The following is a 22,412-nucleotide window of genomic DNA, read 5'->3' as shown; positions in this document are numbered from 1 at the left end:
CAAGTTTAAAAAGGTATAATGAATAAAAATAATCCAGTAAGGACATGCGTCGCTTGCAAAGTTAAATTTTCTCAAAACTTGCTAAAAAGATACCGCTTGGTAGGCAAGAATTTAGAGTGTGGCAAAGGAAACGGCCGCAGTTTCTATCTATGTGATGGCTGTTTGCAAAAAGACGACAAAATTTTAAAAAAAATAATTGATAAACAAACTAAAGGTGCCCTCGGACTTGACGCACCGAAGTTAAAGGAGATACTCTTAAATGAGCAATGTTAGGATTTCAGAGATCGCAAATGAGCTTGGCTACCCAAGTAAAGAGATAGTAGAAAAAGCTCAAGAACTAGGCCTAAAGGTCAAAACTCACTCAAATGCTGTGAGCCTTGAAGAGGCTGAAGCAATATATGAATACGTTCAAACTGGCGTAATACCAGATAAATTTAAAAAGAAAAAGAGCGAGCCAAAAGCAAAAAAAGAGCCTAAAAAAGAGGCAGAAAAAGAGCCAGCAAAAAAAGAAGAAAAACCTAAAACTGAGCCTAAAAAGGCAGCTGCTAAGGCCGAGCCAAAGTCTGAAAAGGTAAAAGCAGAGCCTAAAAAAGAGGTGCAAATTTCAGAGGAAAAACCTAAAACTGAGCCTAAAAAAGAAGAGCCTGTAAAGGTCGAGCAAAAGCCAGCAGAAGCGCCAAAACCAAAAGAGAGCTTGGCTGATGTCACTCAAAAAAGACGCGGCCTTGTGATAGTTAAAAAGAAAAAAGATTACGAGGCGCCAGCTCCTGTAAAAGAGGAGAAAAAGGCTGAGGCGGCTGTTACTAACATTAGCGACTTTAAGAGTATGTTTTCTGCTAGCGATGAAAATTTGGCTAGAAAAAAGAAAAAAGAGAAAAAAGTAACAGTTGTAAGCAAAAAAGATAGCGCTGAGAAGATGGACTTGCTCGGTGGAAGCGACTTTGGTGACATCGTGCTTGAAGATGAAGATGTGGTGGTGCTACCTGATTTTAGCTTTAAAACCCCAGCTCCAGCTCCGATGCAAAGGACAAAACAGCCAAGTGCGATGAAGACAACCGTCAATAACACGATAAATTCGTTTGGCGAGGGTGGCATACAAAGAAGAGCTAGAAAAAAACACAAAAAGCCTGAAAATAAACAAAATAGCGAAGCTGTAACTTCGATAAATATCCCAAAAGAAATTCGTGTTTATGAATTTGCTGAAAAGCTAAACAAACAGCCAAGCGAGGTCATAGGTAAGCTATTTATGCTTGGCATGATGACAACTAAAAACGACTTTTTGGATGAAGATGCGATAGAAATTTTGGCTGATGAGTTTAATGTCGAGGTAAATATCATCGACGATCAAAAAGAGTTTGACTACGTAGCAGCCTATGAGGAGGAGATAAAAGACGATGAAAATCTCCAGCCAAGAGCGCCAGTTATAACCATCATGGGTCACGTTGACCACGGTAAAACCTCGCTACTTGACTACATAAGAAAGTCTCGCGTAGCAGCAGGCGAGGCTGGCGGTATCACTCAGCACGTGGGTGCTTATATGGTAAATAAAAATGGCAGAAACATCACATTTATCGACACTCCAGGCCACGAGGCATTTACAGCTATGCGTGCAAGGGGTGCTGGTGTAACTGATATAGTTATCATAGTTGTTGCAGCAGATGACGGCGTAAAACCACAGACAAAAGAGGCAGTTAGCCATGCAAAAGCTGCAGGCGTGCCAATAATCATCGCGATAAACAAAATGGATAAAGAGTCAGCAAATCCTGATCTAGTAAAAACTGGTCTTGCTGAGCTTGACATCATGCCAACAGAGTGGGGTGGCAAGTATGAATTTGTACCGATCTCTGCAAAAACAGGCATGGGCATAGATGATCTACTTGAGATCGTGCTTTTGCAAGCTGATCTTTTGGAGCTAAAGGCAAATCCAAAGGCAAACGCAAAGGCTACTGTCATCGAGAGCTCACTTCAAAAAGGACGTGGTCCAGTAGCTACCATCATCGTTGAAAACGGCACGCTTCATGTCGGAGACACTGTCGTAGCTGGCGTTGCATACGGTAAGATAAGAAGCTTGCTTGATGATCAGGGCAGGCCATTAAAAGAGATAAAACCAGGCGAATGTGGCGTGATAGTAGGCCTTAGCGAGATAGCAGAGGCTGGCGAGACATTAATAGGCGTAAAAACTGATAAAGAGGCTCGTGAATACGCACAGAAAAAGGCTGAATATATCCGTCAAAAAGAGCTTAGCAAGAGCACAAAAGTTAGTATCGATGAGCTTAGTGCTAAGATCGCTGAGGGCGAGCTAAAGACACTTCCAGTCATCATCAAAGCTGACGTTGGCGGCTCACTTGAAGCGCTAAAAGCAAGCCTAGAAAAACTAGCAAATGACGAGATCAGAGTAAATGTGATCCACTCAGGCGTTGGCGGTATCACGCAAAGCGACGTTGCACTTGCAAGCGCAAGCAACGACTGTATCATCCTTGGCTTTAATATAAGGCCAACTGGTGAGATAAAAGAGAAGGCAAAAGAGAGTGGCGTCGAGATAAAAACTTACAACGTTATTTATAACCTAATCGACGATGTGAAGGCGATTTTGGGCGGACTAATGTCACCTATCATCAGAGAAGAGCAGCTTGGTCAAGCTCAGGTTCGCCAAGTGATCCATGTGCCAAAAGTAGGCGCAATCGCTGGATGTATCGTCACTGAGGGTACGATAAACAGAGGGGCAAAAATTCGTCTTATTAGAGAAGGTGTGGTCGTTTATGAGGGCTCGGTAAGCTCACTAAAACGCTTCAAAGATGACGTCAAAGAGGTTGCTAAAGGCTATGAGTGTGGTGTTGGTATCGAAAATTTCAACGACATTAGAGAAAATGACTACATCGAAAGCTTCAAAGAAGTCAAGGAGAAAGCTACTCTATGAACGCTAACGAAATAAAGCGTATGAGAACAGAGAGCGTGCTAAAAGAGCTCATACCAGAGGCTTTAGCCACTCTTGAAGATAGCATTTTAAAAGGTCTTTGCGTCACTGACGTCGAGTGCAAAAAGGGCAGATATGACGCCTTTGTCTATCTTGACAAGATGATGTTTGACGAGCGTGAGCAAGAGTATATTTTGGGGCATTTAAAGCGCGTTTGCAGGCACTTGCAAAACCACTGCATGGCGGCTGAGGGCTGGTATAGATGTCCAAATTTTCACTTTAAATTTGACGATAGATTAGAGTATCAAAACCATATGGATAAGTTGTTTGATAAAATTTCAAAGGATTTAAACAAAAATGGATAATTTAGACAAATTAGTACGCGAATGCGGTGTAGAGCTTTACGACAGCGAGATTGCAAATGAAAATGGCAGGGCTATTTTTAGAGTTTATATCACAAAAAATGGCGGAGTAAGCCTTGATGACTGCGAAAAAGTGAGCCGTCTACTCTCGCCTATCTTTGACGTGACACCGCCAGTTAGCGGGGATTATAACCTTGAGGTTAGCTCGCCTGGCCTTGAGAGAAAGCTTAGCAAGCCATCTCATTTTAAATCGAGCGTTGGTGAGCTAGTTAAAGTTCAAACCGAGGCTGAGAAATTTGCAGGAAGGCTTGTAAAAGCGGACGAAGAGAGCGTCGCAGTAGAAAACGAAGAGGGAATTTTTGAGATCAATATCAGTGAGATAAAAAAAGCAAAAACATATTTGGAGTGGTAAAATGCTAAGCGACATCGAGATAACTCACCAAACGAAACTTGAACACATCAGTAAGGTTGCCGCAAAACTAGGCTTAAACGAAGATGAGCTTGAGCTTTACGGCAAATTTAAGGCTAAAATTTCCCCTAGGCTTGAGTCATCAAACTCAAAACTCATCTTAGTCACCGCGACTAATCCAACCCCATATGGCGAGGGCAAAACGACTATGTCAATAGGTCTAGCCGACGCACTAAATTTACTTAATAAAAAGGTCTGCCTAGCACTTCGCGAGCCATCTCTTGGACCAGTTTTTGGCATAAAGGGTGGAGCAGCAGGTGGCGGCTACTCACAGCTTGCGCCGATGGAGGATCTAAATTTACACTTCACTGGCGATTTTCACGCGATAACATCGGCAAATAACCTCATTTCAGCGATGATAGATAATAGCCTCTATCAAGAAAACCCACTAAAAATAGAGAAAATTTTATGGAAGCGCTGTATGGATATGAACGACCGCGCGCTAAGATTTGTCACCGTTGGTCAGGGCGGCAGGACTGATGGCGTGCCAAGAGAAGATGGCTTTAACATCACCGCTGCAAGCGAGATCATGGCTGTGCTTTGTCTAGCAACAAGCCTTTCTGATCTAAAAGAGCGCGTGGCAAACATCATGGTCGCCTATGATAGCGATAAAAAGCCTATCTACGTGCGTGATCTAGGCTGCGAGGACGCTGTTTGCATACTTTTAAAAGATGCGATCAAGCCAAATTTATTTCAAACACTTGAGCACACACCTACGCTCGTGCATGGTGGCCCATTTGCAAACATCGCACACGGCTGCAACTCCGTCATCGCAACAAAAACAGCTCTAAATTTAGCTGACTACGTCATCACTGAAGCTGGCTTTGGCTCGGAGCTTGGCGCGGAGAAATTTTTAGATATAAAGTGCAGGGTTGCTGAGATCAAACCAAGAGCTGTGGTGCTTGTAAGTACGATTAGATCGCTAAAATATAACGGCGAAGCAAATAAAGATGAGATCACAAAACCAGATATGAATGCCCTTAAAAAAGGTATCGAAAACCTTGGCGGACACATCGAAAATTTAAAAGTCAAATTTGGTCAAAACGTGGTTGTAGCGCTTAATAAATTTGGCTTTGACACTGATGAAGAGATAAATTTTGTAAAAGAGTACTGCCAAAAGCTTGGCGTAGAAGTAGCAGTTTGCGAGAATTTTGTAAAAGGTGGCAAAGGTGCGCTTGAGCTTGCCCAGCTAGTTTTAAAGGCGTGCGATAAGCCAAGCAAGATAAATTTCACCTACGAGATGAGCGATGATACAAAAACCAAAATAGAAAAGGTCGCTAAGGAAATTTATGGAGCTAGCGAGGTGGTCTTTGAAGAGGCTGCTCTTAAAAAGATCGAGATGATAAAAGAGCTAAATTTGAGCCATTTGCCAGTTTGTATCGCAAAAACACAGTACTCATTTAGCGACGATGCGAAGCTTTTGGGCAGAGCAAAGGGCTTTACATTTAGCGTAAAAGACCTTGACATTAGAACGGGAGCCGGCTTTATCGTCGCTGTTTGCGGTAAGATCATGCTAATGCCTGGACTTCCAAAAGTGCCAGCTGCGGTCAATATGAAGATAGACGCAGAGGGTAAGATTGACGGCTTGTCGTAAATTTATGAAAACACACTGGCAAACGCTGGTGTGTTTAAATTTAAAGGGCATGGATGAACGACGAATTTTACATGGATCTTGCTTTAAGTGAGGCTTGGAAATTTCAGATCCTGACCTATCCAAATCCAGCCGTTGGATGCCTTATCCTTGATGAAAATGGGAAAATTTTATCTTGCAAAGCCCATGAAAAGGCTGGGTATTTACACGCTGAGCCAACAGCGATACTCTTTGCGCTTTGCAAAAAAAGTGAAAAATTTAAAGATGATTTTATAAAGGCATATAATACTAATTTTGGCTCTAAGATAAAAGAGGGTGAATTTGGCCTTTTAGAGCCAAAATTTACCTATGAATTTATACTAAATAATCACTCAAATTTACTAAAAGATGCAAAAGCTTATGTCACTCTTGAGCCTTGCTCGCACCATGGCAAAACGCCACCTTGTGCAAATTTGCTAAAAGAGCTTGGCTTTAGCGAGGTCATAATTGGCAGCCACGATGAAAATAAAATAGCAAGTGGTGGCGCTAATTTGCTTCAGAGTGCGGGAGTGAATGTTAAATTTGGCGTTTTAAAAGAGCGCTGCGATAAGCTGCTTGAGCCATTTTTGGCATATCAAAATGGTGGATTTAGCTTTTTAAAAATCGCCATTAGTAAAAACGGCGTGGCAAGTGGGGGCATCATCACAAATGAGCTTAGCCGCACGCATGTGCATAAACTAAGAAGCGTCATAGATACGTTGGTGATCGGTGGTAACACAGTGCGGACAGACCGACCAAGGCTCGATACCAGACTTATAAAAAATGGCAAAAACCCAGATGTCATAATCTACTCAAGAAGCGATAAATTTGATGAAACATTGCCACTTTTTAGCGTGCCAGATCGCAAAGTTAGCATTCAAAAAGAGCTTGATCTAAAAGGACTTTGCATGTTTGAAGGAGCTGGCGAGTTTTTAAAACTTGCAAAAGAGGGCAAGCTAGCAAATGTAAAATGGCTACTTATCTATCAAAGCTCAAATTTCAAAATTGGTGAAAATTTAAGGCTTGATCTAAATTTAAAACCACTTTTTAGTGGGAATTTTGGGGACGATAGTTACACTTGGTATGAAATTTAGGTTAGACATCAAGTCCAAAATAGTGTTTGACTAAAAAGCCGATGCCAAAAGAAATGATCGCAACACCAAAAGTTATCACGCACATCTCAATCACTCTTGGTAAAAATTTAAGCTCCTTTGCCACACTTATATAAAAGTTGTAAGTGATGATGGCAACTAAAGCAAAGAAAAACATCGACAAGACGGCGTAAAGACTGCTTGAAAAAATAAAAAATGGAAGTATCAAAAATGCCGTTGTTATAATGTATGAACCGCCTGTGTAGAGTGAGTAGGTAAGCGGTTTGATCTCGTCGCTTGGATTTTCTTTTGACTCGAGATATGCTGAGCCAGCCATAGAGAGTGCAGCTGCCACGCCCATGATAAGGCCTGTTGCGCCAACTGATTTTGTATTTGAAAAGGCAAGCGCGATGCCGCTAAGTGTGCCTGTTAGCTCAACTAAAGCATCATTCATACCAAGCACGATGCCACCAGCATTTACGAGTTTTGTGTCTTTTAACATGGAGATTAGACTATTTTCGTGGTTCATCTCCTCTTCGTAAATATCACGAGCTTCAGGATATTCATCTACGATGTCAAGATAAAATTTCTCTGCATTTTCTTCGCGTGACTCCATAAATTTTAGAGTAAAAGATGTGCCAAAAATTTTAACAAGTATCGTATAGAAGATGACTTTGAATAAATTTGCACTTCTGCTTTCACCAGTTATCTTTTGACAAAAAGCATAGTGGCGCCTCTCTTCGGTGATTAATTTGCGAAGTATTTTTTTATTTTCTTCGACTTTTTCGCTAGCTTCAAGAAGTGAGTATATAGCAACATCGTCTGCTTCGTTTTGTAATTGTTTTAAGGCACGTTTTTTATCTAACATAAAATTTTCCTTTTTTATAGCTTAGAAATTTAAGATTTTGATTTAAAAAGAGAGATAAGATGGTGCGATCAGCGAGACTCGAACTCGCACACCTAGCGGCACTACCCCCTCAAGATAGCGTGTCTACCAATTCCACCATGATCGCAGAAAGAACAAAAGCCCCAAAAGAGGGGCTAAATTTAAGCTTTACGCTTAGCCAAGCATTGGGTTTGCGTAAAGAACGATAAGTGTAATAACAAGTGCGTAGATAACTTGTGCTTCGATCATCGCAAGAGCGATAAACATTGTAGTCATAAGTTTGCTACCAACACCTGGGTTTCTAGCTGTTCCACTGATAGTTGCAGCAGCTGTGTTACCCATACCTATAGCACCGCCAAGAGCTGCAAGGCCAAGGCCGATACCGCCAGCGATAACTGAATATGATCTGATCATCTCGCCGTCAGCGCCAAATGCGAATGCAGCAAGACCAAGAATTAAAAACACGATCTTTTTCATCGTTGCTCCTTTAAAATTTTAAAGCTCTTTCGGATCCGTCCCCTACTTAAACTTTATGAGCCGTAATATTACAAAAACAAAACTTTGTTTCAAATAAAAACACTAAAAATTTAAATTGCCTATAAAAAATTCTTGGCTTAGAAAAATGAAAGTTTTTTTATGCTATCTTTGAAAGAATTTAATTTGTTCTTAATCTTAGGTTTTCAATGATAAACGAGAAATTTTCAAAGATAGGCTTTGTCCTTGCGATGGCTGGTTCTGCTGTGGGTCTTGGCAATGCCTGGAAATTTCCTACGATGGTGGGAAATAACGGCGGTTCGGCATTTATAATTTTATACTTGCTTCTTACATTTGCTATCGCGTTTGTGGCGTTTTTAGCGGAGCTTAGCATCGGCAAACTTGGCGAAAGCGACATCGTAAGCTCTCTTTACAAACTCGCTCCAAAAAATAAAAAAGCTTGGTCTCTCTCTGGCTTTTTCATGATCGGCGCGATACTTATAGCTTCATTTTATATGGTTGTTATTGGCTGGATTTTAAAGTATATCTATCTTAGTTTTTCGCCACTTTTATCTGATACAAAAGCTGCAGGCGAGCAGTTTAACACGCTTTTATCAAATGATCTAAGCAGTGCCGTGCTTTGCTTTAGCCTAGTCTTTTTGATGGTCTTTTTTGCCGTTTCAAAAGGCGTAAAAAGTGGCATAGAAAAGCTAAATATATGGATGATGCCAAGCCTTTTTGTCTTGCTAGTTTGTATGCTTTTTTACGCGCTTAGCATGGGAGATGGCTTTGTGAAGGCGGCTAAATTTTTATTTGTGCCAAATTTTAGTGCGATCACGCCAGATGTTATCTTGCAGGCTCTAGGCCTTGCGTTTTTCTCGCTATCTATGGGCGTTGGCGTCATACCGACATACGCTGCAAATTTACCTGAGAAGACAAATTTAATAAAATCAACGCTCTCTATCATCTTTATAAACATCTTAATAGGCATTATGATGGGGCTTGTCGTATTTACCTTTATATTTGCTTATGGGGCTGATAGCACGGCAAGTGGCCCAGGCCTTATCTTTATCTCGCTTGTCACGCTTTTTGCAAAGCTTGGCGTCGTTGGCAACGTTATGGCGGTCGCATTTTTCGTATCGTTATTGTTTGCTGGCATTACGAGCGCGGTTTCGATGATCGAGCCTTTTGCTTATTATTTGGTTAGGAAATTTGAAATTTCAAGAAAGATGGCGCTTCTTTACATAGGTGTCTTTGTTTATATCTTGGGCATCTTTTGCATACTTTCATATTATTCAGACACATCAAGTGCTTTTAGTGTTTGCGGTAAGCCATTTTTTGACGCGCTTGACTTTCTCACATCAAATATCATGATGCCAATAGGCGCTATCGTATTTAGCTTTTTTGTTGGCTATAAGCTTAAAAAAGAGAGTTTGTATCTGCTTTTTGGCGATTTTATGGGAAGAGCATTTTTTGAAATTTGGTACTTTTTCTTAAGGTATGTCGTGCCAGTTGCCATTTGTGCGATAATGATCTACCAGATGGCAGGTAAATAATGGTAGAGAGATTTAGTAAAATTGGCTTTATCCTTTCTATAATAGGAGCGGCTATCGGCCTTGGTAATGCTTGGAAATTTCCATACATGGTCGGCAGTAACGGCGGTTCGGCATTTATCCTTATATATCTATTTTTTGCCTTTGCTGTTGGTCTTAGCATATTTTTTGCTGAGATGGCGATGGGTAAAATTTCACGCCTTGATACGGTTGGAGCGTTTAAAAGCCTAGCTACAAAAGGGGCAAGCTCTTGGAAATTTGCCGGTATTATCATGGTGACTGGGCTATTTATCGCTTCTTTTTATACGCTCATCATTGGCTGGGTTTTAAAATACGTCATTTTAAGTCTTAGTGAGCTACCTAAAGATATGGCAAGCTCAGAGACGCTTTTTGTAAATTTCACCTCAAATGGCATAGGCGAGCAAATTTTATACTTTAGCATCGCATTTTTTGCCTACTTTTTCATCCTTACAAAGGGCGTAAAAAGCGGCATAGAGCGCATAAATGTCTATCTCATACCAGCTCTTTTTATCTTGCTTTTGCTTATGCTTGGTTACTCTTTTGGCATGGAGGGCTTTGATAAAGCGGCTAAATTTCTACTAGTGCCTGACTTTTCAAAGATAGATCAAGCAGCCGTTTTAAACGCTCTTGGACTTGCTTTTTTTACGATGTGCGTTGGTATCGGCTGCATCCTTACCTACTCATCAAGTCTAAGCGATGATACAAATTTATTTACCTCATCGCTCTATGTAGTCTTTGCAAATATCATAATAAGCGTCATCATCGGCCTTATCGTCTTTACATTTACATTTGAGTTTGGCTCAGAGCCATCAAAAGGCGCAGGGCTTGCTTTCATCTCGCTACCGACGCTATTTGCTAAGCTTGGATTGCTTGGAAATTTCTTGGCATTTACATTTTTTATATCACTATTTTTTGCTGGCATTACCTCGGTTATATCGATGGTTGAGCCATTTATATTTTTCTTAAGCAAGAGTCTAAATTTTAGTAGAAACAAATCGATCTTTATCGTTGCTTGCGTGGTTTATATTTTAGGAATTTTATGTGCATTAAGTGGCACAAGCGAATTTAAAGATGCGCTTACATTTTTTGGTAAGAGCTTTTTTGACCTGCTTGATTATCTCAGCTCAAACATCATGCTCCCACTTGGTGGCATCTTGTTTGCTATCTTTGTTGGCTACTTTATGAAATTTGAGCTTTTAAAAGAGCTATTTGTGCCTTATATGGGCAAGGTTATATTTAAAATTTGGTATTTTTTAATTAGATTTGTGGCTCCACTTTTAGTTCTGGTGGTGTTAATAAGGGAGATCTCATAATATGGCAAAAGAACAATTTTCTAAAATAGGCTATGTCCTAGCAGTCGCTGGATCGGCTGTCGGACTTGGCAATGCATGGAAATTTCCATACATGGTTGGTGAAAACGGCGGTTCGGCGTTTATTATCCTATATCTTTTGATAACTTTTCTAGTTGGTGTGCCTATATTTATGGCAGAGCTTAGTATCGGCAAGCTTAGCGAGAGCGACAGTGTAAATGCTTTTAGAAAGCTAGCAGCTAAAAATAAAAATTTATGGCAACTAGTTGGAATTTTAGCTATGGTCACGGCAGCTATCATATCATCTTACTATATCGTGATCATCGGCTGGGTCTTTAAATATTTCACGCTCTCATTTACTGGCCTCCCAAGCGATATAGATAGCTCAAAGGCGATATTTAACGATCTTTTGACGCATGGCCTTGGTGAGCAGACACTTTACTTTGTTATAGCTTTTGCAGCTTGCTTTTTCATCCTGTCAAAAGGCGTAAAAAGCGGCATAGAGAAGCTAAATGTTTGGATGATGCCAAGCTTATTTATCATGGTTTTGATCATGCTTTTTTACTCTATAACGATGGATGGCTTTGCAAAATCAGCCGAGTTTTTACTCATTCCTGACTTTAGCAAAATTTCATTTAACTCACTCTTGCTTGCTCTTGGCCTTGCATTTTGGACGCTATCTCTTGGTATGGCAGCGATCATTACTTATTCAGCTAGCCTAAGCGATGATACAAATTTAGCCACTTCAACGCTTAGTATCGTCTTCATAAATATCGCGCTTGCTATTATGATAGGTCTTGTTATTTTTACCTTTATATTTGAATTTGGCGCTACTCCATCTCAAGGACCAGGTCTTGTCTTTATCTCGCTGCCAACGCTATTTGCAAAGCTTGGCGCGATCGGTCAAATTTTGGCTGTAGCATTTTTTGCTGCACTTATCTTTGCTGGTATCACTTCAGCCATCTCCATCGTTGAGCCATTTGTCTTTTTCTTGATCAGAGAGTATGGCATGAGTAGGAAAAAAGCGCTTTGCATAGTTTGCGCAGGGATATTTGTATTGGGATTTTTATGTCTTTTATCAAATATAGAAAACGTTGGTGATAAATTTATGCTCTTTGGCAAGAATTTCTTTGACTTCCTTGACTTTACCGCTTCAAATATCTTGCTACCAATTAGCGGTATCGGCGGAGCGATATTTGTTGGATATTTTATGAAAAAAGATGCTTTATATGTGCTATTTAGCCCGTATATGAGCGATTTTGTATTTAATGCATGGTATTTTTTACTAAGATATGTGGCGCCAGTTTGTGTGCTCATCATCATGATAAATGAACTATTAAAGGTTTTTAATGGATAAGATTGAGAGATTTTTTGACAAAACTGGTGATATAGTCGGCTACATTTGTATGTTTATTATGGCTTTGATGATAATAGACGTATTTTTTAACGTTGTGGCAAGATACTTTTTCTCTTACGGCAACGTTGCATTTCAGGAGCTTGAGTGGCACTTTTTTGCTGTGATATTTCTACTTGGCATGAGCTATGCTCTAAAAGAGGACGCACATGTTAGAGTTGATATCTTTTATGCTAAATTTTCAGAAAGAAATAAAGCTCTTGTAAATATGCTTGGCACTGTATTTTTTGTCATACCATTTGCGCTTTTGGTTTCAAATTTATCATTTGGATTTGTAGGAGATGCTTACAGCTCAGCAGAGGCCAGCGCAGATCCAGGCGGTCTTACCCATAGATGGATCATAAAAGCGATGATCCCTTTTTCATTTTATGTGCTTGTATTTTTTGCGATCGGCTTTTTTATAAAAAATTTAAATCGCTATAAGAAAGCTAGTAAGGAGAAAATATGGCGGGATTAATAATGTTTATAGCCGCGCTATTGATGCTTGGCATTGGCTTTCCAGTGGCATTTACCTTTGGTGCAGTTGCGATGATATTTGGCATGGTTGGTAGTGTTGTAGAAAGTCTTAGCGATGGCGATGGACTACTTGGCAGTATAGAAGTATTTAAAGATATGTTTAACTTCATGCCTTATAGGATTTTCTCTATCATGGAGAGTAGAATTTTCATAGCAGTTCCACTCTTTGTCTTTATGGGCGTCGTGCTTCAAAAGTCAAAGCTAGCCGAGAGACTACTTGAGAGCATGGGTATGCTATTTGGTGAAATTCGTGGCGGTATCGCGATAAGCACTATCTTAGTTGGCGCGCTTTTGGCTGCTTCAACTGGCGTCGTAGGTGCAAGTGTTGTTGCTATGGGCGTTATAAGCTTGCCTGTAATGCTAAAGTACAAATACGACCAATCCCTAGGATGTGGCACGATATGCGCTGCTGGCACTCTTGGTCAGATCATCCCGCCTTCTATCGTGCTTATCATCTTGGGCGACATCTTCTCAGTGCCAGTTGGCGAGCTTTTTCACCAAGCCATTGTGCCAGGATTCACGCTAGTTGGAGTTTATATAGTTTATATTTTGATAGTTGCTTATCTTAAGCCAGAAGTTGCTCCTATCGTAAAAGATGAGAGCGGCGTTAGTAAATTTAAGCAGATTGTTAGAGCGCTAATTGCGATCTTCCCTCCACTTTTGCTAGTTATTTGTGTGCTAGGATCCATTTTTGCAGGTATCGCTACACCGACTGAAAGTTCAGCATTTGGCTGCGTTGGCGCTATCATCTTGGCAATATTTTATAGGACATTTTCATTTTCTATGATGAAAGAGGCTTTGGCTGAGAGCGTAAAAACTACAGCTCTAGTCTTTGCTATACTTGTTGGTGCGACTGCCTTTTCTATGGTCTTTAGTTACACTGGAGGCGATGAGATAGTTGAAAATTTCATGACAAATTTACCAGGCGAGAAGTGGGGCTTTATCATCTTTAGTATGGCTGTTATTTTTGTGCTTGGCTTTTTTATAGATTTTGTTGAAATTTCATATATCGTGCTTCCTATCTTGGTGCCAATCGCCGCAAAACTAGGCATAAACCCAGTCTATCTAGCGATCTTAGTTGCTATGAATTTACAAACTTCATTCTTGACGCCGCCTTTTGGTTTTAGTCTATTTTTCTTAAGATCAGTCGCACCTGCTGAGATAAAAACAGCTGCTATTTATAAAGGCGTGGTGCCTTACATCATCATCCAAGTGGCAGTTTTAGTCTTTTTCTGCGTATTTTTAATGGAGATAAAGCCGATGCTTGATGCGAGCCACGGCGGATTATTTAACTTCTTACTCTCACTTTTTAAATGATATAAAAGTTTTTGGTTGTAAAATACCAAAAGCAAGCAAAATGGCTAATTTGAGTTTCTGCCCAACTTAGCCATTTTTTATGACCGCTTTTTAGTAAATTTATAAATTTAATGAGGTGAAATATGGCAAAGAAATTTATCGATGTTATGGATACGACCTTTAGAGATGGCTTTCAGTCGGTTTATGGCGCTAGAGTGCTTATGAACGACTTTTTGCCCGCGCTTGAAGCAGCCAAAGAGGCTGGCATAGAGCATTTTGAATTTGGCGGAGGAGCGAGATTTCAAAGCCTTTATTTTTACCTAAATGAAGACGCTTTTGCGATGATGGATAAATTTAGAAGCATCGTAGGACCAAAAGCAAACCTTCAAACCCTAAGCAGGGGCGTAAATACCGTTACACTTGATACTGGTAGCCGCGAGCTAATCGACCTTCACGCAAAACTTTTCAAAAAACATGGAACCACTACCATTAGAAATTTTGACGCGCTAAATGATGTTGAAAATTTAAAATATTCAGGCGAGAGGATCGCTCATCATGGGCTAAAACACGAAGTCGTCGTTACTATGATGGATCTGCCTAGTGGCTGTGTGGGAGCTCATGACGTTAAATTTTATGAGAAAATTTTAAGAGAAATTTTAGATGCAAATATCCCTTATCACAGCGTTTGCTTTAAAGATGCGAGTGGTACAAGCAGCCCACAAAAGGTCTATGAAACCGTAAAAATGGCTAGAAAGCTACTCCCAGAAAAAACTCACATCAGACTTCACACACATGAAACCGCTGGCGTAAGTGTCGCTTGCTACCTTGCAGCGCTTGAAGCTGGCGTTGATGGCATAGATCTAGCTGCAAGCCCAGTAAGTGGCGGCACAAGTCAGCCAGATATCCTAACCATGCTTCACGCAGTAAAAGGCAAAAACTACGATCTTGGCGGACTTGACGTGGAGAAAATTTTAAAATACGAGAGCGTTTTGAATGATTGTTTAAAAGAGTATTTCTTACCGCCTGAAGCTGTGCAAGTAAGCCCTCTAATACCATTTTCACCGATGCCTGGTGGCGCACTCACTGCAAATACCCAGATGATGAGAGATAACAATATATTAGATAAATTCCCAGAGGTCATCCTTGCGATGCGCGAGGTGGTGCAAAAGGGCGGATACGGCACTTCAGTAACCCCTGTTAGCCAGTTTTACTTCCAACAAGCATTTAACAACGTGATGTTTGGCAAGTGGAAAAAGATCGCTGAGGGATACGGCAAAATGGTGCTTGGCTACTTTGGCAAGACTCCAGTTACACCTGATAAAGAGATCATTAAGCTTGCTAGCGAGCAGCTAGGGCTAAAACCAACTACAAAACACGCAGTTGATATAGCTGATAAAGATGAGAGTAAGTCACTTGCACATGTAAAAGAAATTTTAAAACAAAATAAGATCAAGGTTACCGAAGAAAACGTCTTTATCGCTGCAGCTTGTAAAGAAAAAGGCATCGCGTTCTTAAAAGGCGAAGCCAAAGTAAATGTAAGAAAGATCGATCCAAACGCTAAGGCAAATGAGGGCAGACAAACTCAAAGCGGCAGATATAGCGTCGTCGTAAATGGTAGCCGCTACAATGTCGAAGTAAGCGAAGGTTTTAACGACAGCATCCAAGTAAAATCAATCACCGAAGTTGAAGGCAAGAGCGTAAAAAATGCCAAAAGTGCAGCAGCAGGCGCAACAGAAAATGACATCGTTGCAAGCTTGCCAGGCGCTGTGCATAAAATTTTAGTTAGCGTAGGAGATCATGTCAAAAAAGGTCAGGCCATAGTAGTGCTTGAAGCGATGAAGATGGAGATAGAGGTCAAAGCCCCAAAAGATGGCATCATAGGCTCTATAGAGGTTAGTAAAGGTCAAAGCGTTGCAAACAATCAAGTGGTGGCTAGATTTAAATAAATTTGCCACTTTTAAAAAGATAGTGTTAAGCGAAATTTGATTAACATTTTGATGACTTTTAGGTCAAATTTATAAAGAAACGAAATTTAAAGGAAACAACATGATAAATAAGCTAGACGAGCTAGGTCTAAAAGAGATCAAAAAGATAAATCACAATCTAAGCTACGACGAGCTTTTTGAGCTTGAAAAGGCGAACAACGAAGGCAGAGTCTCTAGTAACGGCACATTTATGGTTGATACTGGAATTTTTACTGGCAGAAGCCCAAAAGATAAGTACTTTGTCAAGCAAGATCCAAGCCAAAAATACATCGCTTGGGGCAAGATAAATCAGCCTATCACAAAAGAGCTTTTTGACAAGCTTCTTAAAAAAGCAAAAGATCAGCTAAGTGGTAAAGAAATTTTTATCCAAGATGCATTTTGTGGAGCTAGCAAAAAGAGCCAAAAATCAGTCCGCTTCGTCACTGAAGTAGCGTGGCAAGCGCACTTTGTAAAAAATATGTTTATCCGTCCAAGTGAAGCAGAGCTGGCTAAATTTGAGCCTGATTTTGTAGTATATAACGCTTGCAAGACAAAAAATGAGGAGTACAAGGCTGACGGACTACATTCAGAGGTCTTTGTCATATTTAATGTCGAGGAAAATGTCGCAGTGATCGGTGGCACATGGTATGGCGGCGAGATGAAAAAGGGCATTTTTTCTATGATGAACTACTGGTTGCCACTTGAAGGCAAGCTAAGCATGCACTGCTCTGCAAATGTAGGCGAAAAGGGCGATACGGCGCTATTTTTTGGCCTATCTGGCACTGGTAAAACGACACTTTCAACCGATCCAAAACGCAAACTAATAGGCGATGATGAGCACGGCTGGGACGATGATGGCGTGTTTAACTTTGAGGGCGGCTGCTACGCAAAATGTATCAACCTTGATCCAAGTAGCGAGCCAGAAATTTACGCAGCGATCAGGCGTGACGCGCTACTTGAAAACGTAGTGGCTGACGAAAACGGAGTGGTTGATTACAAAGATGGCTCAAAGACTGAAAACACACGCGTGAGCTATCCGATCTATCACATCGACAACTACGAGCCAAGCTCAAGCGCTGGCCATCCAAAAAATATCATCTTTTTAAGTGCTGATGCTTTTGGCGTGCTTCCTCCAGTTGCAAAGCTGACAAAAGAGCAGGCGATGTATTATTTTCTAAGTGGCTATACAGCAAAAGTTGCTGGCACAGAGCGCGGTATCACTGAGCCAGTTGCTACTTTTAGCGCTTGCTTTGGCGAGCCATTTATGCCACTTCACCCAACCGTCTATGCAAAGCTACTTGGCGAGAAGATCGATAAACACGGCGTTAATGTCTATCTAGTAAATACAGGCTGGAGTGGCGGTGCTTACGGCGTTGGTAAGCGTATGAGCATAAAAGCGACACGTGCTTGCATAAATGCGATCCTTGATGGTAGCATCACAAAATGCGAATTTGAAAATTTTGATAAATTTAACTTCTCTATCCCAAAAGAGCTTGATGGTGTAGAGACAAAACTGCTAAATCCTATAAACACATGGACACACCCAGCTGAGTACAATATTTCACGCGACAAGCTTGCTAAAATGTTTGTTGAAAATTTCAAACGCTACGAAGATGTAAAAGAGGGCGTTGAGTACGCAAAAGCTGGTCCAACAGCTTAAATTTATAGCCTTGTGGGAAGATCCTGCAAGGCTTTTAAATTTAAACTATCAAATAGTAAAAAATTTAGAGCTATAAAATATAGCTCTTTTTCAAATTTCTAATATAAAATTTAAAACATTTTGCGAAACAGCTCGGTCAAATTTAAATAGATTTTTTAAAATTTCTAACCAAAAGCCACTCTTTCTAAGTCTGAAAAATTTAATCGCCTGACATCAGAAATTTTAATATAAGTGATCTTTGCAGTTAGAACTAAAATTTACCCAAAACACTCCAGCTAAATTTAAATCAAAATACTAAATTTCACTAGACTTTCTAAAGCTTCTCGCTATAAAACCACACTTATTAAGCTCTAAAAATCACCCATCAGATATCAAAAAAATTAATACAAACGATCTGCAGTTAGAACAAAAATTTAGCCAGAACACTCCAACTAAATTTGATCTCAAATTTCTACTATAAAAGTCGCTGTTGTATTTAGTGTAAGTTGCAGTTAAAACAAAAATTTAGCCAGGTATCTGGCTAAATTTAATCAAAATACTCTCTTTTCTAGTCCAAATTCTACGCCAGCTTTTGCTAGCTCAAATGTCGCATCTATAAATTTATACTCGCTGCTGATAAATGGCAAAAACATCGGTATCTCGGTGCAGCCTGCGATATAAACGTCAGCTTCAATGTTTGAAAGCACTTCATAAAATACCGGCACATACTCTTCTAGTTTGCCAGCTTTGACGCCCTTGTAGATGCACTCCATGATGACATCTTGCGTCTCTTTGCTAAAATCCACGCTTTTTAGCCCGCGCTCTTTTAAAATTTGATCATAAACGCCTGCTTTTTTTGTGCCACTTGTTGCGATAACAGCGATATTTTTAGCGTGTGGATATCTCTTTTGCAAGGCATCTATGGTAACTTTTGCAATGTGCAAAATTTTCACTCCAGCCTCTTTTTCGATACTTGGAGCAAAGTAGTGAGCCGTGTTGCAAGCCATTAGCATCGCTTCGCATCCTGCATTTTTTAAAAGTTTTGCACTTTGAATCAGCTTTGGAAGCGGACTTTCTCCCTCGCCCATGATAAATTTTGTCCTATCTTCTATCTGCGCGTATGAGTCGATAACGATGTGTAGGTGCTCTTGATCGCAAGTTGCTGGGGTTATATCGATGATCTTTTTGTATAAATCAGCCGTGGCAAGTGGTCCCATGCCGCCTATGATGCCTAATGTCTTCATAGCTCCTCCAAATTAAAATTTTCAATAATTATAATATTAGTTTCTATATTTAAAAATAAAATTTATAAATTTTCATTTGGTATTGTAAAAATAGGGAGTAAGCGCTTTAAGTTTTGAAGTAAATTTAAGATAAAAAGGGGCGATTGCCCCTTAAAAAACTCTATTATGAGTGGAAGTGAAATTCGTCTGGATGATCTAGTGCGTATCTAAATTTCTCCATATCAACCTTTTTGTCCCAGATAGATACGATCATGCAGCCAACGGCATTGCCGCAAAGGTTACCAACAGCACGCATCTCTGACATAAATTTATCAACGCCAAGTAGCACAGCTACGGTTACGACTGGTATGCCAGTGCTTGGAAGTGCGCTTAGTGTGCCAGCAAGGACGACAAAGCCTGAGCCTGTAACGCCAACAGCGCCTTTACTTGTGATCATTAGCACGATTAGTATGCTTATTAGATGTTCAAAAGTTAGTGGGATATTAAATGCTTGCGCTAAGAAGATAACGCTTAGGCTTAGGTAGATGTTGGTGCAGTCAAGGTTAAATGAGTAGCCAGTTGGGATTATAAGGCCAACTGCGCCTCTATTTATACCAGCTGCTTCTAGCTTTTGCATAAGTGGCGCAAGAGCTGTTTCGCTCGAGCTTGTCGCAAAAACGACCAAGACCTCTTTTGAGATAAAGCGCATAAATTTAAAGACATTAACTTTGGCAAAGTAGCAAATGACGCCAAGCACGACAAAGATGAAAAAGCAGCTTGCAAGCGCCATAACGACAAGAAGCTCCATCATACCAAGAAGCGTTCCGATGCCAAATTTACCGATCAAGTAAGCCATCGCTGAAAAGGCCGCCACTGGGCTAAATAACATAAGCCAAGTAAGAAGCTTTAAGACGTAGTGTTGGATAAATTCAAGCGGTTTTAGACAAGCTTGCTTTTTATCATGAGCAAGTAGCGAAAGCATGATGGCAACGACAATCGCCATGAAAAGCACTTGAAGTGTGTTTGATTTTATAAATGGATCAAGTATATGCACGTAAGGGAAGATGTCATCTACTGGCACAGCGCCTCTTAAAAGATGAAGCGTGTGTGCTAAAAAGCCACTATTTGCGTCCATATTTCCAGCTTGAGATGTAAATTTAGCCACACTTGAGGCGTCAAGCTGGGTATAGTCAAGGTTCATGCCATGTCCTGGACGAAGCGTCTCGCCAAAGATGATACCAACAGCAAGAGCAAGCGTGCTAACTATCTCAAAGTAGATAAACGCCTTAAGTCCGATGGTGCCAAGATCTTTTAGGCTCTCAAGTCCGACGATGCCTGAAACGATCGTTAAAAAGATGATAGGGCCGATTAAAATTTTAAGGGCTTTTATAAAATAATCAATGCCTGGCTTGCTCGCTATGCCAAGCTCAGGTGCGACCATACCGACGATAACACCGCCAACTATACCTATCACAACCCAAATGGCGAGATTGGTAAATAGCCTCACAAAGAGACTTTTTTGCGTTTTTGCACTCTCCATAAATTCCCCTTTTATAGGCTCTGCTTGATCTCTGCTGAGAGGATCTTGTCGCCTTGTCTGATAGCATCAAGTACCTTTAAGCTCTCATCGTCAGCGCACTTTCCAAAGACTGTATGCACGCCGTCAAGATGAGGTTGCTTGCTGTGGCAGATGAAAAACTGCGATCCGCCAGTGTCGCGACCTGCGTGAGCCATGCTAAGGCTGCCACGCTCATGCTTTACCTTTTGATTATCGCATTCGCATTTTATCCTCCAGCCAGGACCGCCTGTGCCTGTGCCATTTGGGCAGCCACCTTGAATGACGAAATTTGGTATAACTCTGTGAAAATTTAGGCCATTATAAAAGCCTGTTTTTATCAAATGGACAAAATTTGCAACAGCTTGCGGTGCATCCTCGGCAAAAAGCTCAAGTTTGATATCGCCTTTTTCTGTCTTTAAAACTGCAAATTTATCTTTTTTTAGCTCATCTAAATTTATATCATAAACTTTTAACTCATCAAAACGCATGTTGCTCCTTTTTACTCGATATTTGTATAAACTGCTTGGACGTCATCGTCGTCTTCTAGCTTGTCAAGAAGCCTCTCAACCTCAAGCATTTGCTCTTCATCTAGGCTCACGGTTTGATTTGGTAAGTACTGAAGTGAAGCTTTTTTAACTACTAAATTTAGCTTCTCTATGCCCTCATGAAGTGTGCCAAAATTTGCGTAATCGCCATAAACAAATAGTGCGTTTTCATCTTCTTCGATGTCGCTTAGTCCGTAATCAATGAGCTCAAGCTCGATCTCTTCGATATCTGCACTTGGTTTTTCAAGCTCAAAAACGCTCTTTCTTGTAAACATAAAGCTAAGGCTGCCACTTGGCAAAATTTCTCCGCCATTTTTGCTAAATATCGCTTTTACATTTGCAACTGTTCTTGTTGGGTTGTCAGTAGCGCACTCAACGATGATTTGCACGCCGTGAGCTGATTTGCCGTCATAAAAGATAGTCTTGATATCAGCGCTATCTTTGCCATTTGCTCTTTTTATAGCCGCATCGATGTTATCTTTTGGCATATTTTCAGCTTTTGCTGCTGCGATGGCTGCGCGAAGTTTTGGGTTCATATCTGGATCACATCCACCATCTTTTGCCGCTACTGTTATAGCCTTTGCAAGTTTTGGAAATACCTTGCTCATCTTATCCCATCTAGCTTCTTTTGCCGCTCTTCGGTACTCAAATGCTCGTCCCATAAATATCCTTAAATAAATTTTTTACGGATTATAACTAAAAAAATTTTATACTTTTTTAAAACATTTTTAGTTTGCCTGCTAAAGCGCTTAATTTGTAAATTTGAAAATAATATTTGGTAAAAATTTAAGCTAAAGGCATATAATCATACTCATGATAAAAAATGCTCAAAAACAAGATGCAAAAATCTGCATCAAACTACTAAATTTAGCGATGGAGGACATCGCCTACAAGCTAAGTGGCTACGACGATCCTGCAAAAAGCGACGAAATTTTAGAGAAATTTTTTCAAAGCGAGACAAACAGACTTAGCTATAAAAATGTTTATGTCTATAGGCGTGACGAGCAGATAATCGCTGCTATGTGTGCTTACTTTGGCGGCGACGTAGAGCAGCTTGATAGAGAAATTTCTCAGCATCTAAAGGCGCTTGGCAAAGACGCCAAGGTAGAAAAAGAGTGCTTTGACGATGAGTTTTATATAGATAGCATCGCTGTGGATGAGAAATTTAGAGGCCAAGGGCTTGCAAAAGAGCTTATCTTGCACTCATTTGCCAAAGCAAAAGAGCTAGGACATAAAAAGGTCTCGCTGATAGTTGATGTAAATAAGCCAAAAGTTCGTAAATTTTACGAGAGCCTTGGCTTTAAATTTAACACCAAAAAGATCATAAATTTACACGAATACGACCACATGATAAAGGAGATAATATGAAAACATTTGAGGTAAATAACGTGCATTGCCAAAACTGCGCAAATACTATAAAAAACGCACTTGAAGATGACTTTGGCGAGATAAAAGTCGATCTTAGCAAAGAGCCAAGACAAGTAAGCCTTGATATAAAAGATGGCGATGTAGAGAAATTTAAATCAGAAATGGCTGATCTGGGATTTGACGTTATAAAGGAGCTTTGA

The 22,412-nt window shown here is 40.3% G+C and carries 21 protein-coding genes and 1 tRNA gene; 15 read left to right on the top strand and 7 right to left on the bottom strand.

Annotated features, from left to right (window positions below; translation table 11 throughout):
• The first annotated feature begins 18 nt into the window (after window positions 1–18).
• Genes CVT00_RS07720 through ribD form a run of 6 tightly spaced genes read left to right on the top strand, consistent with a single transcriptional unit; the run spans window position 19 to window position 6,448 of the window.
• Window positions 19–273 (top strand): hypothetical protein, encoded by a 255-nt coding sequence (locus tag CVT00_RS07720; RefSeq protein ID WP_021085774.1) that lies wholly within the window; start codon window positions 19–21, stop codon window positions 271–273.
• On the top strand, window positions 260–2,917 hold the full coding sequence (gene infB, locus CVT00_RS07715; protein ID WP_107914679.1) for a translation initiation factor IF-2: 2,658 nt from the start codon (window positions 260–262) through the stop codon (window positions 2,915–2,917). Before CVT00_RS07720 ends, infB begins: the two co-directional genes overlap by 14 nt.
• Window positions 2,914–3,279 (top strand): 30S ribosome-binding factor RbfA, encoded by a 366-nt coding sequence (rbfA, locus tag CVT00_RS07710; RefSeq protein ID WP_004317240.1) that lies wholly within the window; start codon window positions 2,914–2,916, stop codon window positions 3,277–3,279. Before infB ends, rbfA begins: the two co-directional genes overlap by 4 nt.
• Window positions 3,272–3,688 (top strand): ribosome maturation factor RimP, encoded by a 417-nt coding sequence (rimP, locus tag CVT00_RS07705; protein WP_103558841.1) that lies wholly within the window; start codon window positions 3,272–3,274, stop codon window positions 3,686–3,688. Before rbfA ends, rimP begins: the two co-directional genes overlap by 8 nt.
• 1 nt (window position 3,689) lies before the next feature.
• Window positions 3,690–5,339, top strand: coding sequence for a formate--tetrahydrofolate ligase (locus tag CVT00_RS07700; RefSeq protein WP_107914677.1), 1,650 nt, complete (start codon window positions 3,690–3,692; stop codon window positions 5,337–5,339).
• A 53-nt stretch (window positions 5,340–5,392) separates the two neighbouring features.
• Window positions 5,393–6,448, top strand: a complete 1,056-nt coding sequence (gene ribD, locus CVT00_RS07695; RefSeq protein WP_107914675.1) for a bifunctional diaminohydroxyphosphoribosylaminopyrimidine deaminase/5-amino-6-(5-phosphoribosylamino)uracil reductase RibD — start codon at window positions 5,393–5,395, stop codon at window positions 6,446–6,448.
• 1 nt (window position 6,449) lies between these two features.
• On the opposite strand, the gene CVT00_RS07690 is transcribed toward ribD, so the two are convergent.
• The 3 genes from CVT00_RS07690 to CVT00_RS07680 form a co-directional block, all read right to left on the bottom strand.
• A complete protein-coding gene (locus CVT00_RS07690) occupies window positions 6,450–7,313 on the bottom strand; it encodes a VIT1/CCC1 transporter family protein (RefSeq protein WP_107914673.1) in 864 nt (287 codons plus the stop codon).
• Window positions 7,314–7,373: 60 nt separating this feature from the next.
• A tRNA-Leu gene (locus CVT00_RS07685) sits at window positions 7,374–7,458 on the bottom strand.
• A 47-nt stretch (window positions 7,459–7,505) separates the two neighbouring features.
• Window positions 7,506–7,808: a F0F1 ATP synthase subunit C gene (locus CVT00_RS07680; protein WP_004317263.1), complete on the bottom strand. Its 303-nt coding sequence runs from the start codon at window positions 7,806–7,808 to the stop codon at window positions 7,506–7,508.
• Between the two features lie 206 nt (window positions 7,809–8,014).
• Between CVT00_RS07680 and CVT00_RS07675 the strand changes: the two genes are divergently transcribed.
• The 7 genes from CVT00_RS07675 to pckA all read left to right on the top strand — a co-directional run bounded on the left by CVT00_RS07675 (window position 8,015) and on the right by pckA (window position 17,539).
• A complete protein-coding gene (locus tag CVT00_RS07675; protein WP_107914671.1) occupies window positions 8,015–9,361 on the top strand; it encodes a sodium-dependent transporter in 1,347 nt (448 codons plus the stop codon).
• The gene (locus tag CVT00_RS07670; protein ID WP_103558836.1) at window positions 9,361–10,692 is read left to right on the top strand and encodes a sodium-dependent transporter; all 1,332 of its coding nucleotides are present in this window, start codon (window positions 9,361–9,363) and stop codon (window positions 10,690–10,692) included. Before CVT00_RS07675 ends, CVT00_RS07670 begins: the two co-directional genes overlap by 1 nt.
• A gap of 1 nt (window position 10,693) precedes the next feature.
• Window positions 10,694–12,046 (top strand): sodium-dependent transporter, encoded by a 1,353-nt coding sequence (locus CVT00_RS07665; RefSeq protein ID WP_103558835.1) that lies wholly within the window; start codon window positions 10,694–10,696, stop codon window positions 12,044–12,046.
• On the top strand, window positions 12,039–12,560 hold the full coding sequence (locus tag CVT00_RS07660) for a TRAP transporter small permease subunit (RefSeq protein ID WP_103558834.1): 522 nt from the start codon (window positions 12,039–12,041) through the stop codon (window positions 12,558–12,560). The genes CVT00_RS07665 and CVT00_RS07660 overlap by 8 nt, the downstream gene beginning before the upstream one ends.
• Window positions 12,548–13,936 carry a TRAP transporter large permease gene (locus CVT00_RS07655; protein WP_103558833.1) on the top strand — a complete coding sequence of 463 codons (1,389 nt, stop codon included), beginning with the start codon at window positions 12,548–12,550 and terminating at the stop codon, window positions 13,934–13,936. The genes CVT00_RS07660 and CVT00_RS07655 overlap by 13 nt, the downstream gene beginning before the upstream one ends.
• 122 nt (window positions 13,937–14,058) lie before the next feature.
• On the top strand, window positions 14,059–15,861 hold the full coding sequence (locus CVT00_RS07650) for a biotin/lipoyl-containing protein (protein WP_107914669.1): 1,803 nt from the start codon (window positions 14,059–14,061) through the stop codon (window positions 15,859–15,861).
• A gap of 103 nt (window positions 15,862–15,964) precedes the next feature.
• Window positions 15,965–17,539 (top strand): phosphoenolpyruvate carboxykinase (ATP), encoded by a 1,575-nt coding sequence (gene pckA, locus CVT00_RS07645; protein ID WP_196376901.1) that lies wholly within the window; start codon window positions 15,965–15,967, stop codon window positions 17,537–17,539.
• Between the two features lie 530 nt (window positions 17,540–18,069).
• On the opposite strand, the gene CVT00_RS07640 is transcribed toward pckA, so the two are convergent.
• The 4 genes from CVT00_RS07640 to CVT00_RS07625 form a co-directional block, all read right to left on the bottom strand.
• On the bottom strand, window positions 18,070–18,762 hold the full coding sequence (locus CVT00_RS07640) for an aspartate/glutamate racemase family protein (protein WP_103621149.1): 693 nt from the start codon (window positions 18,760–18,762) through the stop codon (window positions 18,070–18,072).
• 163 nt (window positions 18,763–18,925) lie between these two features.
• Window positions 18,926–20,281: a cation:dicarboxylate symporter family transporter gene (locus CVT00_RS07635; protein WP_107914665.1), complete on the bottom strand. Its 1,356-nt coding sequence runs from the start codon at window positions 20,279–20,281 to the stop codon at window positions 18,926–18,928.
• Window positions 20,282–20,292: 11 nt separating this feature from the next.
• Window positions 20,293–20,787 carry a peptidylprolyl isomerase gene (locus tag CVT00_RS07630; protein WP_103558829.1) on the bottom strand — a complete coding sequence of 165 codons (495 nt, stop codon included), beginning with the start codon at window positions 20,785–20,787 and terminating at the stop codon, window positions 20,293–20,295.
• Between the two features lie 11 nt (window positions 20,788–20,798).
• Window positions 20,799–21,506, bottom strand: coding sequence for a YebC/PmpR family DNA-binding transcriptional regulator (locus tag CVT00_RS07625; protein WP_107914663.1), 708 nt, complete (start codon window positions 21,504–21,506; stop codon window positions 20,799–20,801).
• 151 nt (window positions 21,507–21,657) lie between these two features.
• Here CVT00_RS07625 and CVT00_RS07620 point away from each other — a divergent pair, with 151 nt between their 5' ends.
• Window positions 21,658–22,212, top strand: a complete 555-nt coding sequence (locus CVT00_RS07620; protein ID WP_103558827.1) for a GNAT family N-acetyltransferase — start codon at window positions 21,658–21,660, stop codon at window positions 22,210–22,212.
• Window positions 22,209–22,412 carry a heavy-metal-associated domain-containing protein gene (locus tag CVT00_RS07615; RefSeq protein ID WP_004317198.1) on the top strand — a complete coding sequence of 68 codons (204 nt, stop codon included), beginning with the start codon at window positions 22,209–22,211 and terminating at the stop codon, window positions 22,410–22,412. The genes CVT00_RS07620 and CVT00_RS07615 overlap by 4 nt, the downstream gene beginning before the upstream one ends.

The organism is Campylobacter concisus, assembly GCF_003048675.2.
Classification (GTDB): Bacteria; Campylobacterota; Campylobacteria; order Campylobacterales; family Campylobacteraceae; genus Campylobacter_A; species Campylobacter_A concisus_F.
This window is presented reverse-complemented; position numbering and strand designations above follow the sequence as displayed.